This is a genomic window from Pseudomonas sp. MPR-R2A5 (genome assembly GCF_058793055.1).
In genome coordinates this window covers 1-13516 of sequence record NZ_JBXAFK010000069.1, presented here as the reverse complement: position 1 = coordinate 13516, position 13516 = coordinate 1, and the positions used below count along the sequence as shown (strand labels likewise).

The following is a 13516-nucleotide window of genomic DNA, read 5'->3' as shown; positions in this document are numbered from 1 at the left end:
CAGTTGACCTGTGGTGGGGCTTAGTTGCTCTTCACCGCATAGTCCGGCTTCTTGTCATTGCCAGGGATGTACGGGCTCCACGGCTGTGCCCGGATCGGCTCCTGGGTCTGCCACACCACGGAGAACTGACCGTCGGCCTGGATCTCGCCGATCATCACCGGCTTGTGCAGGTGGTGGTTGGTCTTGTCCATGGTCAGGGTAAAGCCCGACGGTGCCGCGAAGGTCTGGCCGGCCAGGGCTTCACGCACTTTGTCGACGTCGGTGGACTTGGCTTTCTCGGCGGCCTGGGCCCACATATGGATGCCCACATAGGTGGCTTCCATCGGGTCGTTGGTCACGGCTTTGTCCGCGCCCGGCAGGTTGTGTTTCTTGGCGTAGGCTTTCCAGTCGGCGACGAATTTCTGGTTGACCGGGTTCTCTACCGACTGGAAGTAGTTCCAGGCCGCGAGGTTGCCCACCAACGGTTTGGTATCGATGCCGCGCAGTTCCTCTTCACCTACCGAGAACGCCACCACCGGTACGTCGGTGGCCTTCAGGCCCTGGTTGGCCAGCTCTTTGTAGAACGGCACGTTGGAGTCGCCATTGACGGTGGAGATCACCGCCGTCTTGCCGCCAGCGGAGAACTTCTTGATGTTGGCGACAATGGTCTGGTAATCGGCGTGGCCGAACGGGGTGTAGACCTCTTCGATATCTTTATCCGCCACGCCCTTGGAATGCAGGAACGAACGCAGGATCTTGTTGGTGGTGCGTGGGTACACGTAGTCGGTGCCCAGCAGGAAGAAGCGCTTGGCGCCGCCGCCTTCTTCGCTCATCAGGTATTCCACCGCCGGGATCGCCTGCTGGTTCGGCGCCGCACCGGTATAGAACACGTTAGGCGACATCTCTTCACCTTCGTATTGCACCGGGTAGAACAGCAAGCCGTTGAGCTCTTCGAACACCGGCAGCACCGATTTGCGCGACACCGAGGTCCAGCAGCCGAACACCACGGCGACCTTGTCCTGGGTCAGCAACTGCCGACCCTTTTCAGCAAACAACGGCCAGTTGGACGCCGGGTCCACCACCACGGGTTCGAGCATTTTGCCGTTCACACCGCCTTTGGCGTTGATCTCGTCGATCGTCATCAAGGCCATGTCTTTCAGCGAGGTTTCGGAGATCGCCATGGTCCCTGACAGCGAGTGCAGGATGCCGACCTTGATGGTTTCTGCGGCCTGTACGGTCCAGGTCAGACCCATGGCGGCAATGGATGCCGACAACGTTAACGCCTTGATCAAGCTGCGAAGCTGCATGGTGCGATCTCCGAGAGTGAGTGATTATTTTTCTGGGGCGCACGAACCGCCCGCCAACGTGGCTGTTTCGGTGATTGCAAAGGCTGTGCCCGGTCAGCGCCCGGTATGAAAGCGGCCTCTTTACGGGGCATTTGCAAAGGCGGTTGTTCCAATGTGGGGCTGAAATGTCAGCGTGGGGCCTGCATCGGCACCGTTCTGGTGCTTTGCGCTGCGTCGCGTGTGAGGAGGGGCTACGCCAGGTCTACACATGTAGTGCCTGGCGCCTGGCGGGGGTGTTCAAAATCGCTGGACGGGGTGCGACATCCGTCAAGCGCCCACATCCGTCTACCAGCCGTCAGGAGTACAGGAGTTGGACAACCCATTATTCAGAGATGTGCGTTCAGCGCATGGCACCCATGTTGCCGTATTACCGCCGCTTAGCCCTCCTTTCATCACGGCGGACGACGCCGCCCGCTGGGCTCAGCAACACGTGGGCAAGAGTGTCGGCGACAAAGAGTTCGGGGGTGCGATTTTCAAGAAGGACAATCACTTTTTCGCCACGCGTCCCGTGGAGGGTGGGGAGGTCACGTTTGACCATCGCGAGATAATGGCCGTGGATGAACGCGATCATTTCATCGCCCCGGCTGGCTACACCTGCGCGGCGTTGTACCACTCCCACCCTGCGCACGCCGACAGGATCAAACAGCATAACCCCACCTTTACCGACGATCAGGCCGCCGTCTTTACAAGCTTTTTTTCGCCGGCCGATATGGTGTTTATCATTGAGCATCGCCAGTCGGTACCGGCCCACTATTTGTGTGGGCCGACCGGCACGCTGTTGAAATACACCACCAGTGGCAATGCCCTGGAAAAGACGCTGCTGCAAGGCTTGAAAGGTCAGGTGCCGCTGGCAGCCAGTGCGGATTTTGAGAGCTTTATCTGGCAGGTCGCCGAGGGCGGCGATCTTCGGGTGGTGGTGGCCGATGCCTTGTGGGGGCAAGTGCGTGGCCGGGTAAAGCGCGGTTGGAGAATCAAGTCGCCGGTCGGGCCGCTGGAGACGGTACAGGAACAACCGTTTTTTACCCGGGTATTCAAGCGCCCCGAGTTGGCCGTGCTCGCCGCGTTGGAGAGCACCCCGGCGACCGTCACGGGGCGCACAGTGGGGTTTGTGCTCAAGCATGTCCAGAAGGACACCTACGTCGCCACTCGGCCGCAGGCGCCGGGCCCGGTGCTGTTCTCGCCGGCGAGCCTGTTCCCCAAGCGTCCCGACGGTAAACCCCGGCTACCCTCGCAGTTCCGCCTGGAGGCCATCTACTACCGGTCCTGGCCGCAGCCAAGTGATTTTCCGTCGAAAGAACCCTGGATGTACTCGGCGTTCTTTACGCCGGCGCAACTTGTTGCGGGCATTACCCAGGCCCGCAACACCGCCGATATCCAGGCCGACACCCGTGGCCTGGCGCTTTACATGGAGGCCAGCGACGGGGCCGTGCTGAAACTCCAGTTGCCCGGTGCCGTAGAGGCTGAAGAATTGGTGGACGAGGGCCCCGGCGGGGTGTTCAACGACAAGGGCGCCCAGGCCGAGATGATCGCTGGCACGCTGACCCCGCGTGGTTTTGTCCGGCGGGTGATCAATACGTGCAGCCTGTCGGTGGTCCGGCCCGGTGAACTCTGGCGACGCGTAGGGGAGGTGGACAATCGCTCGTCGTTACTCACGCCGTTTTATCAAGCGGTACTCAGCCCGACGTTTCTCTCGGCCACGGACGCTGCGGTGTATGCCCACGAGAAAGTGGGTGGTCGGCGGGACCGATCCTATGGTGGCTACATTCTCAAGAGCGAAGATGGCCGCTTCATTATCACTGAGCCGATGGAAAGCCAGGTCAACCCTTTTGCCTCGGCGCTGTTTTTCCCCGCGGGCGACCAGGGCCCGCTGGTTCCTCCTGAACCCTATGTGATTCATGGGCGCTATGGTTCCCACGTGGCGTTGTCCATGGTGCATCCCGACTGGATCGAGCAGCGCCGTTGGACGCGGGAAGAGGCCGAGATCAACCTGCAGGTGTTTTCCGCCGAAGAGCTCCATGGGGTGATCCAACAAGGTCGTCCGGCGTATCTGTCGGCAAGCGAGGCATGCCTCTTGGCGTATACGCCAAGCGGTTCGGCAAATGAAACCGTGCTGTTGAACGGTGTCGTGCCGGAGCCTGGTGGCAGCAGGGCTCAACAGCGCCTGGACAAAGGGCTGATCAAACCTGCGCAATGGGTTGGCCGGGTGGCCGAGACCGGAGGTTTACAGGTTATCCAGGGGAATGCGCTGTGGGGGCCGCGTTCTCCCGTGTATTCAGACTGGACACCGAACTTCACCTACGCAGACCGGGCAGGTCCGCCCGACTTCATCACCTATGGCGCGATTTTCTCCACGGCAGAGGAGGCCGCCCGGGACCTGCATGCCCGGGTTCATGGGTGCAACCGGGCCACTGAGTCCTGTTACGCGTTCATTCTCAAACACACGCAAAACGAGCAGTACATCGCGACTCAGGTGATGGATGTGACGACGTCTATCAAGCTGTTTTCGCGCAATGCGTTGTTTGCGAGGACGGATAAGGGCTATGTATTCCCGCCAGGGTTCATGCTCCGCGCGCTGTTTCGCTCCCAACAATGGCAACCCACCGGGCTGACCACTTCGAAGGCCTGGTTGACGCGTTTTTTCGTATTGCCAACGGTGCTGTATTCGAGCCTTTACGACGCGAAGCGTTTTGGCGAGCTATACAACGCCGGGGACAACTTGCCGATCTATTTCTCCACCGAGGAGGGCGCGTTGCTGCGCTATCGCCTGCCGGGGCCGTTTGCGTTCGGCAGCGGCGGCGCGCTTGAAAAAGAACTGGAGGCCACTCAAACCGCGCTGGCCAGTGGTGCCAAGACACCGCTGGACTTTGTCCGGGAATGGGCCAAGCGCGGTCAGTTGCATGTGGTACGCACCAGCCAGTGTTGGGACGAGCGGGGCGCGGTCAATGAGCATTGGCAAGGGTATGCAACGCTCATGCGACGACGCCTGAGCCCCGCATTTGCCGAACCGGACGATGCCGTGCGGCATGTGCGCACGTTGATTGGTGACAATCGTCAACGCGCCTATGGTGGTGTAGTGCTGCGCCTCGGCAATGGGCTGTTCGTCGCCACGGCGCCCTTGGCGATACCGCCTCAAGGTTTTGTGCTCAATTGGATCTTCCCTGACCAGGCGGTTTCGAAAGGCTTGTACCCCGAGGGGGCGACCGTTGTCGGGCGTTACCGCTCCACGCTTGCGCGTGAGGTGCCGATCCTATTGTCTGCGACCGAGAAGGCCATCTACACCAGCATGGTACCCACCAGCGTGCTGTCGAACCTGTTGCGGCGTGAAGTGCATGTCAAGCGTGAGTACCTGATCGGCTCCGATGGCGTCTTGTTGAGCTACAACCTGACGGACTCCCCCGAGGAACAGACGCTCAAAGCGGATCTGGCTGCGCTCGACCTGGTCAAGGGCGACGTTGGGGATAACCTCATCGAGCGGCGGATTCGCAGTGGCGAACTGCTGCCCACGCAGTTTGTGTCGCGGGTGGCGAAGGCGGGCGAGTTGAGGGTGGTTGAAGGGAGCCGGTACTGGGGACCGCCCAGGCGCTTGCTCGGCGAATTTTCCGCATTCGTTTATCAATGGCCAGGGCTCTTGATTCGGGGCTCCTTGGCTGACCCCGCGTTCAGCCCGGTGTTCACCCAGGCCGACGACGCCGTGAGTTCAGTGCTGCCACCGTCTGACGCGAGAGAATGGCTGACGTTTGGCTATCTGCTCAAGTCAACCCGGAAAGAGCACTACAGGGTCACGCTGCCGTTGCAACGGCAGGACTTCTCCCGGCTCGAGCAGGTGTTCCCCTACGCGCAGTTGCCTCAGGGCTATGCCATTGTGGGGTTGTATCTGTGTGCCTCCAGCGCAGCCATCGGCAAGGCTGGTGACCCCATGGGGCGCAGCTTTTTTTGGCCGCGCGACATTGCCGATGGGCTGAGTTTCGTCAAGAAAACCGCAGATGAAGGTTATTGGCCGTTGTATCTGCGCTGCGCTGACGATGCTTTGCTCAAGTTTCAATTTGATGGCCTCGACCGGTCGGTGATGTTTTCCAGTGAAACGACCAAGCTGCACAGTTACTTGCGGGGTGGGGCGCTGCAACTGGTCGACTATGTGCACAGCCTGGCGGTCAAGGGCACGCTGGATGTCGTGGAAACGAGCCCGGTCTGGAACGGTCGAGGTCGCATTGACACCTCCTGGCAACCGGGCGCCGCCGCTGTGTATGTCTATGGCTTTCCGGCGCCTCTACTGGTGTGCGGACCGGTGTGTGCCCATCCTGATGACGCCGCACGGCACGCTCAGGGGTTGTCTGCCGGGTTTGCCGGCAAGACGCTCCTGGGCGGCGTGCTCAAGGTCGCCGGCACCAACGATGTGTGCGCGGTGACGCCGATAGAGGAAGACCAAAGCACGGCGTTGACGGTGCCGGCGCTGTTTGCAAGTGGCGGCGGCCTGGCGCTGGCGTCGGCCCATCCAGCCGGTTACTACCAGGTCGTGGCCGTGCAGTCGTTCTATAAGGCAATGGCGGTTTCAGCGGGTGCCGAGGTTTTCGAAAGCACTCTCAGGGCCAACTTCATCGCCGAGGCGGATTTGAAGGCGATGCTGGACACTCTGCGAATGAACGAGCCGTCAGCCGAGGGATGCTATTTCATCAGCCGAGGCGGCGCATTGCTCAAGTACTTGCCGACCAACCCGGCGACAGAACACACACTGGCCGCCACGGGGCCCCAACGTTCTGCGACTCAATTGATCGGAACGCTGAGGGCAAACGGAAAGCTGTCGGTGCTGGAGACCGATGCTTTCTGGACGCGTCTGGGGGAGTTGGGGGATGAATGGCAAATCAAGGATGTAGGCGCCCAACCTGAGCCTGAAGACGTCCAGTACGGTCGAGACAGAGATGAACTTTGACCCCCGGTGACAAAGAGCCTGAAGGATGAAAAGAAATCCTTTGGCAACGCTGGAACAGGGCCATGACGGCGCCCCCGAGGGGCGGTGAAAGGGCCAGGATCAACGAACCGCCGCTGCCCAGGCCGTGTTGCCGGTGGCCTGGGCGCGGCGCCTGTTTCATGCGGAGCGGGAAGCAGATTTGTCGGGGTTGAAAAAACGCGTCAACACCAGGCGATCCAAGGCCCATACGGTTATCAGCGACGCGCCCACCAAGGGAAAAATGATCGCCAACCCGAGCATGATCACCAGGGCGGTTTTCCACTTCGGCAGGTCATGGCGCAGCGGCGGAACGCCCAGGCCACCCTGTGGCCGGCGTTTCCACCAGATCACCACGCCACTGACCGCACTGAGCAGGATCATCAGGCAGATCAGCAGCACGATCAGTTGGTTGACCCAGCCGAACATCTTGCCCTCATGCAGCATCACACCGGTCTCGGTCGCGCGTGCGACGATGCCGTAGTGTTCCCAGCGCACGTCGGCCAGCACCTTGCCGGTGTATTGATCCACATGCAGGGTGGCGTCGTTGCGCGGGTCGTCGGCGAATACCGCGATGGTGAACACACCGTCGGCCGTGGTGGGGAACGTGATGCTGTAGCCGGGTTCGACCTTGCGTGCGTTGGCCAGCTCGACCACCTGTTGCAGGCTGACCGTGGGCGCGGCGGGAGCGGCGTGCATGGCACCGTGCTGCATGTGCTCGGCATGGTCGCCGGACATCGGCATCGGCGTGTTTTCCATGGCCCAGGGCACGGTCTGCTGAGTCGCCGTGTTGAGCACCCGCGCCTGCTGGTCTGACTGCGGCACGTTGTTCCACATCGCCGCCGGGAAGGTGTTCCACAGGTCAGCGTATTGCTTGCCCCAGAAGCCCGTCCAGGTCATGCCGCTGAGCAGCATCACCAGCAAGAAGGCCGCGCCCCAGAAACCGGCGACCGCGTGCAGATCGCGCCAGAACACACGGCCACGACTGCGGAACCGTGGCCACAGCACCCCGGCCGAGGACTTGCCGCGCGGCCACCACAGGTACAGGCCGGACACCACCAGCATCACGCCCCAACCGGCGGCAAGCTCCACCAGGCGATCGCCGACGGTGCCGATCATCAGCTCGCCATGCAGGGCGCGGGCGATGGCCTGCAGGTTGTACTTGGCATCCTGCTTACCCAGTACCGTACCGCGATAGGGGTCGACAAAGACCGTCACGTCGCGGCCGCCAGCGTGCATGACGAACTGTGCGCTGCTGGTGGCGTCGGCCGGTGGCAAGTACTTGCTGAGCTTGCCGTGGGGAAAGGCCGCCTGGGCCCGTTGCAGTTGCTCATCGGCACTCAACGCGTGCTCGGCGGTTTGCACCTTGAGCAGGTCGCCATACATCAGCGGGTCGAGCTGGGGCTTGAACAGGTAGATGATGCCGGTCAGGGCCAGCAGCACCATGAAAGGGGCGACGAAGAGCCCGGCGTAGAAGTGCCAGCGCCAGGCCAGGTTGTAGAAGGAGACTTTTTGAGTGGTCATTGGGGATGCTCCGCAAAGCTTGAATTGTTGTCGTTGGTCAGGCCGCCATCGGGGGCAAGCCCCCTCCCACATGTGGAATGCATTCCAATTGTGGAAGGGGGCTTGCCCCCGATGCTTTTAGAAGCTCATGTCCACCTTGGTCCAGAGCGTGCGCCCCGGTTCCTTGATGGCTTGCGGGTCGCTGGCCGGGTAGCCGAACCCCGCGTTGCCGGCCAGGTTCAAGTGCTCGGCGTAGGCCTTGCCGAACAGGTTGTCGACGCCGGTGCTGACCTTGAAGTTTTTATTGATGCGGTACGCGCCGTTCAGCGAGAACACACCAAAGCCACCGCTCTTGTCGTAGTCCTTGCCGACCACGTTGCCCGCGTTCTGGTCGATGCGGTTTTGTGCGGCGACCACGCGCCACAGGGCGCCGGCACTCCAGTCGTCCTCGCTGTAGGTCAGGCCCAGGCGTGCGTCCAGGGGCGGCATTTGCGGCAGGGCCTTGCCGTCGCTGCTGTTCTTGCCCCAGGCGTAGGCGAGGGTGGCGTCGGCCTTCCAGTTTGGGGTCAGCTTGTAGGCCGCGCCCAGTTCGCCGCCCATGATGCGCGCATCGACATTACGTGCCTGGGACGTGGTACCCATCATCCCGGGCTGGTAGTCGAACAGGATGAAATCGCGCACCTGGCCGATGTAGCCCGAGGCCCAGGCTTCAAGGTCGGCAGTCTTGTATTGCGCGCCGAAGTCGAGCTGGGTGGTTTTCTCCGGCTTCACGCCATCGAACGCGTTGACTGATCCGACCGCCCCGGTGTTGGGGGAAAACAGCTCCCAGTAATCCGGGAAGCGCTCCGAGTGGCCCAGGCCCGCATAGAGGGTCGTGGGGGTGTCGGCCAGGTCATGCTCATACCGCACAAAGCCCGAAGGCAGAGTGTCGGCGCGGGTGTCGTTGGCGGTCGGGTTGGGGCGGGCCATCATTCCCGAGCCGGTAGTCTGGCGAAAGTCCTTGGCCGAGGCGCGGTCCAGGCGTGCGCCGGTGACCAGGCGATCGCGGTCGGCGGCGTACCAGGTCAGTTCGCCGAACACGCCGTAGTTGTGGAAGTTGGCGTCCTTGTTGCGTGGCAGGTCCTTGTAGGTATCGATGCCCATGCTGCTGCGCTGGCGGTGTTCGTTGGTCTGCGCGTCCAGGCCACTGATGAGCTGTACGTCGGCCCAGCGCCAGGTGGCCTTGATGCGCGCGCCGAGGGTACGGCGGTCAACGTTGGAGGCCATGGGCCCGGCCATCATCCCGGTGCCCGACGGGACGCGCAGGCTGTAGTTGTCCATCACGTGGTCGGCGTAGTTGTAGTAGACCTGGGCTTCGACCTTATCCAGTACCTCGCCGAGATTGGATTTCTCGAAACGCAGGCCCAGGCTTTCGCGCAGGAACTGCGAGCCATCCATGCCACGCCCGGCGTAGCGCGCCTCGCCATCGCCACGGCCGGCGGTGAGTTCGAGCAGGGTATCGGCGTCGGGGGTGAAGCCGACCGCGACGTCGCCGTTCCATTTGTCATAGCGCGAGGCGACGGTGTCGTTGTTGCCGTCCTTGTAGTCGTCGGCATGCGCCTGGTTGCCGATCACCCGCACATAGCCCAATGGCCCCCCAGCGGCGGCATCGATGACTTTGTCGAAGCGGCCGTTGGAGCCGGCCAGCACACTGGCATTGAGCCGCGTGCCGAGTTCGCCGAACTGCTCCGGCTCGCGCTCGAAGAGAATCGTGCCCGCCGAGGCGCCGGGTCCCCAGAGCACGGTCTGCGGGCCTTTGATCACGGTGAGCTTGTCGTAGGTTTCCGGGGAAATATACGAGGTGGGCGCATCCATCCGCCCTGGGCAGGCGCCGAGCATCATGCTGCCATTGGTGAGGATGTTCAGGCGCGAACCGAACATGCCGCGCAGCACCGGGTCGCCATTGGTGCCGCCGTTGCGCACCAGGGCAAAGCCGGGGATGGTCTTGAGGTAGTCGCCGCCGTCGCTGGCGGGCACCGGTTGGCGCGGGTCCTTGGGGTTGGTGACCACGGTCAGTGGCGAACTGGGAGCGATCGCGGTGATCACGGTGGGCGTCAGCTCATGCTCGGCGTGCTCATCGGCCTGAGCGTGGGGGGCGAGCAGGGCGCCGCATAGGGCAGCGAGCACAGAAGTACTTCCCAAACGGGAGTCAGCAGTAAACCTGGACATACACATTCCATCTATCAATCGTAAACAACACGGCCAGCAGCCTGCGGCTGTCTGTCTAAAGTCGGCCGGGGTGAAGTAACGGTGTTAAGGGTTTACGAGGCGATGGGGGGCGCGCGGCTGCGAGCGCCGGGGAAAATGCTCTGCCGGGCATGGCCCAGGCGCGGGGAGGGGGTGAGGGCATTGGCCGGCGGTGGGGCGCCGAGGGCCATGAATGACACGCTGCCCGGCAGGGCCGGGCAACTGAAGAGCAGGCTGCAATAGCCGCACTTTTCCCAGAGGACGTGATGCTCGTCGGGCGTCTTGGTTGGCTTGGACTCGCCATGGCAGTTGGGCATGTCCATCGACATGGCCATGGACATACCGGCGTGCTGATCCGTCGGCATCGCTTGGGAAATCAGCGGACCGATAAAGATCATCAGCATGGCGAACAGGCTGATCCAACTGCCGCGCATCACGCGGCGATGTGGAGATAACCTGGCGCGAGGGGCGCCCATCGAGTGACGGCCTACTGGGCGTGCATATGCTCGTGGCCCGTCATCGGCGGCGCTTTCTGAACCGAGACTTCCACTTCAACCTTGCCGGCTTTTTCGAAGGTCAGGGTCAGCGGGAACTGTTTGCCGTCGGCCAACAGGCTGCGGTCCTTGAGGCCCAGCAACATCACATGATAGGCCATGGGCGCGAAGGTCAAGTCACCCTTGGCCGGCACGGCAACGCTGGGCACTTGTTGCATCTTCATCAAATCGCCCTGCATCACATGCTCATGCAGCTCAGCCTTGTCCGCCACCGGCGTCTCGACGCTGAGCAGGCGGTCTGGCTTCTCGCCGGTGTTATGAATCACGAAATACGCGGCGACGGTCGGCGCATTGGGCGGCAACGCCTGGGACCAGGGATCGCTGACCGACAGGTCGCCGGCCTTGTAGTCGGCGGCATTGGCAGCACTGAACACCGGCAGCAGCAACGCAGCCAGAAGCAGGGAAGATTTAAGCATGGCAGTTCTCCAGAACGGTTCTAAACGCAGTTCACTTGCGAAGACAATCAGACCGTTGGAGAGGCGCGGGGGTTAAGGCTCGGCCATTGCTGGCGCGGTGTGGGATTTTGCAACGAGGGCGGCGGCAGGCTCTGCACCGCCTCGAACCGCGTGACGTACAACTGCGGCGCATGCCCCGGCAACGCCACCAGCGACGGGGAGCCCGAGCAACACCAGCAATGCTGCATGGCGGAATGCTCGTCCTGCTGCGGCGCCGGAATTTCCAGCTTGCCCAGGGCAATCGTCTTCAGGCTGGCGCCATTGGACGAACAGAAACCACCCCACAGCAATTGCTGCACGGGGTCCTTGGATTGCTGCATTGCACTGGCCATCGGCATGGCAAACGCATTGAACAGCACTGCAAGGCAGGCGATCCAGGCAATTGCAAAGCGTTGACGGGCCATGGCGGACAATCCGTAGGGTTAAACGATCAGGTGGGTATTTAGCCTGATCGGGGGGGAGAAGTAAAAAGGGGCGGTGTGGTTTGGTGTCGCAGTCCTATCAGATCGCTGTAGCGTGAAGCTTGAGGCCCAAAGCCTTCATGACTTTCATGATAGTCGCGAACTCGGGATTGCCATTGCTGGAGAGGGCTTTGTATAGACTTTCTCTTCCGAGGCCGGCATCGCGGGCTACTTGGGTCATGCCTTGGGCGCGGGCGATGTTGTTTAGCGCTGAACGGATCAGCAGACCGTCACCCGTATCTTCTTCGAAGCACGCTTCAAGATATTCGGCCATATCCTCGGGGTTTTTTAGGTGCTCCGCCACGTCGAAGTCAGTGAATTCATTCATGAGTTACTCCTTTTTTTCAAAGTCTTCTGCAATTTGTTTAGCGCGCTGAATGTCACGTTTCTGCGTTGATTTGTCGCCTCCGATCAACAGCAGGTAAACCACTTCGTCTCTGCGAGTGAAATAAACCCTGTAGCCAGGGCCATAGTGGATGCGCATTTCAAAAACGCCATTTCCGAGTGCTTCGCAGTCTCCAAAGTTGCCCCATTGCGCGTGATCCAACCTTGCCAGTACGCGTGCTCGCGCGGGTTTACTGCGTAACGAATCAAGCCATTCTAGAAAGTGTTTTGACTTCTTAAACTGAATCATCTTGGATCGTATTTCTTGGGATACAAAGTGGCAAGATGCGACGCGCTGCAAAAGCAGTGCATCCCCCTCGCGGGCGCTGACGTAAAACCGCGAGGGAGGAGGTTAGGGCGGGGGCTTTTGGCTGAGCCAGCCAGCTGGTTCGGAAGTGTTTGTAGGTAGAATCGACTTTTTGGAGGGAGGCCAAATAGCTAGTCGTTTGGCTGGTTATTCGTACAAGCAGAAATTTCCGACAGGGATTTGAGGTTGTCCCTAGGACACTCGGTCTCTAGTCTCCGTACAGCGCTGTAAACGCAGCGGACGGGCGTCGCGGCCCGGGTTTTCTAAGAGCAAAAGCGCTATCGCCTGCTTTCAGTTGATGCTTTTTTATCGTCTACTGTGCGGCTAAATGGTGGCTGTGCGCGGGATACCTTCGGGTATGCCGGGATGCCTTAGACCGGTCCGCGAACCTGCGTACAGCTGCCACCCTATCGCGTCGCGGCGAATCAGTGGCAGCTCCACCTTTCTAAGGAGCTTCACAATGATCAAACCCACCCCCAATCCCCCCGTCCGGCTGTTCACCGTGGCAGATGGCATCAGCGCCGAAGACCTGTTGGTCAACCTCAGCGAAACACTTGCCTCGGCCAACGCGCTGAGTTGCGACATCGCCTTTAACCTGGAAGGCGCACCACGCGAGGAATTACTGGGCGTTGCGCAGTTGATCGAGCTGGCGCAGTTGCTGGCTGATCGGGTACACGATGGTGTTGGGCAGATAACAGCCGCAGGCAGCGAATAACACGACTGTGATCGTCCCCACGCAGAGCAGGGGAACGATCAAATTAGGCAGTGGGAACTCCGTGTACCTGCATATCAACGCCCAGGGCTTTTCTAATCACCGCAAAAATCGCCGAGAGATTATCCATGCTTGGATTACCACTGGCTGATAGCATCCGATGCAAGCTTTTGCTCGGTTTGGCGGTTTCCTTTGCGAGTCCTTCAAAGCCCACTGTGGCGTTGACCAAATCGCGCAGAATCACACGTGAAATTTCCGGTTCACCATTGAGAAACAGTGTAGCGGCCTCATCAAGAAGAGCTTGGGCGAATTCAGGATCACGTTGAGCACGCTCGGCGATTGTGTGTTTGTAGCTGCGGGTAAGCGCCATGCTGGTTACCTCTTTTGTTTCACTTTCTTGTCACGCTGATACTGATCGATCAGCGACTTCACGGTCTTGATATCGCGCTTTTGACTGGACTTGTCGCCACCACCGAACAGAATGATTAATCGGTGGCCCTCTTGTATCAGATAAATTCGTAGGCCTGGCCCCCAGTCGATGCGGTATTCGCCGAGCCCATCGAACCATTTGGGAAACTCTGAAAAAAACTTTCTGATTTGGCAAAATACCGCGACCCCACCCACCGAGTTTCCCGATGAAGCAGATG

General features: G+C 60.8%; 12 protein-coding genes. 2 read left to right on the top strand and 10 right to left on the bottom strand.

Annotated features, from left to right (window positions below):
• Window positions 1-20 precede the first annotated feature (20 nt).
• Window positions 21-1286, bottom strand: coding sequence for an urea ABC transporter substrate-binding protein (gene urtA, locus AC1Q6I_RS31950; protein WP_102624876.1), 1266 nt, complete (start codon window positions 1284-1286; stop codon window positions 21-23).
• A gap of 373 nt (window positions 1287-1659) precedes the next feature.
• Here urtA and AC1Q6I_RS31945 point away from each other — a divergent pair, with 373 nt between their 5' ends.
• Window positions 1660-6252 carry a DUF4329 domain-containing protein gene (locus AC1Q6I_RS31945; protein ID WP_102624887.1) on the top strand — a complete coding sequence of 1531 codons (4593 nt, stop codon included), beginning with the start codon at window positions 1660-1662 and terminating at the stop codon, window positions 6250-6252.
• 156 nt (window positions 6253-6408) lie between these two features.
• Here the strand turns inward: AC1Q6I_RS31945 and AC1Q6I_RS31940 are convergent, their stop codons facing one another.
• The 7 genes from AC1Q6I_RS31940 to AC1Q6I_RS31910 form a co-directional block, all read right to left on the bottom strand.
• Window positions 6409-7791 (bottom strand): PepSY-associated TM helix domain-containing protein, encoded by a 1383-nt coding sequence (locus AC1Q6I_RS31940; RefSeq protein WP_102624875.1) that lies wholly within the window; start codon window positions 7789-7791, stop codon window positions 6409-6411.
• A gap of 117 nt (window positions 7792-7908) precedes the next feature.
• Window positions 7909-9978 (bottom strand): TonB-dependent copper receptor, encoded by a 2070-nt coding sequence (locus AC1Q6I_RS31935; protein WP_102624874.1) that lies wholly within the window; start codon window positions 9976-9978, stop codon window positions 7909-7911.
• A gap of 92 nt (window positions 9979-10070) precedes the next feature.
• Window positions 10071-10472 (bottom strand): DUF2946 domain-containing protein, encoded by a 402-nt coding sequence (locus tag AC1Q6I_RS31930; protein WP_102642576.1) that lies wholly within the window; start codon window positions 10470-10472, stop codon window positions 10071-10073.
• Window positions 10473-10483: 11 nt separating this feature from the next.
• Window positions 10484-10966, bottom strand: a complete 483-nt coding sequence (locus tag AC1Q6I_RS31925) for a copper chaperone PCu(A)C (protein ID WP_024073148.1) — start codon at window positions 10964-10966, stop codon at window positions 10484-10486.
• A gap of 47 nt (window positions 10967-11013) precedes the next feature.
• Window positions 11014-11409 carry a DUF2946 domain-containing protein gene (locus AC1Q6I_RS31920; RefSeq protein ID WP_102625775.1) on the bottom strand — a complete coding sequence of 132 codons (396 nt, stop codon included), beginning with the start codon at window positions 11407-11409 and terminating at the stop codon, window positions 11014-11016.
• Between the two features lie 97 nt (window positions 11410-11506).
• The gene (locus tag AC1Q6I_RS31915) at window positions 11507-11794 is read right to left on the bottom strand and encodes an addiction module antidote protein (RefSeq protein WP_024073150.1); all 288 of its coding nucleotides are present in this window, start codon (window positions 11792-11794) and stop codon (window positions 11507-11509) included.
• A 3-nt stretch (window positions 11795-11797) separates the two neighbouring features.
• Window positions 11798-12100, bottom strand: coding sequence for a type II toxin-antitoxin system RelE/ParE family toxin (locus AC1Q6I_RS31910; RefSeq protein ID WP_102625774.1), 303 nt, complete (start codon window positions 12098-12100; stop codon window positions 11798-11800).
• Window positions 12101-12617: 517 nt separating this feature from the next.
• Between AC1Q6I_RS31910 and AC1Q6I_RS31905 the strand changes: the two genes are divergently transcribed.
• Window positions 12618-12872, top strand: a complete 255-nt coding sequence (locus AC1Q6I_RS31905; RefSeq protein ID WP_102625773.1) for a DUF6124 family protein — start codon at window positions 12618-12620, stop codon at window positions 12870-12872.
• Window positions 12873-12915: 43 nt separating this feature from the next.
• Here the strand turns inward: AC1Q6I_RS31905 and AC1Q6I_RS31900 are convergent, their stop codons facing one another.
• Window positions 12916-13239, bottom strand: coding sequence for a helix-turn-helix domain-containing transcriptional regulator (locus AC1Q6I_RS31900; RefSeq protein WP_024073153.1), 324 nt, complete (start codon window positions 13237-13239; stop codon window positions 12916-12918).
• Between the two features lie 5 nt (window positions 13240-13244).
• Window positions 13245-13516 (bottom strand): type II toxin-antitoxin system RelE/ParE family toxin (locus AC1Q6I_RS31895; protein ID WP_492618413.1); only part of this gene is annotated, 272 nt, incomplete at its 5' end.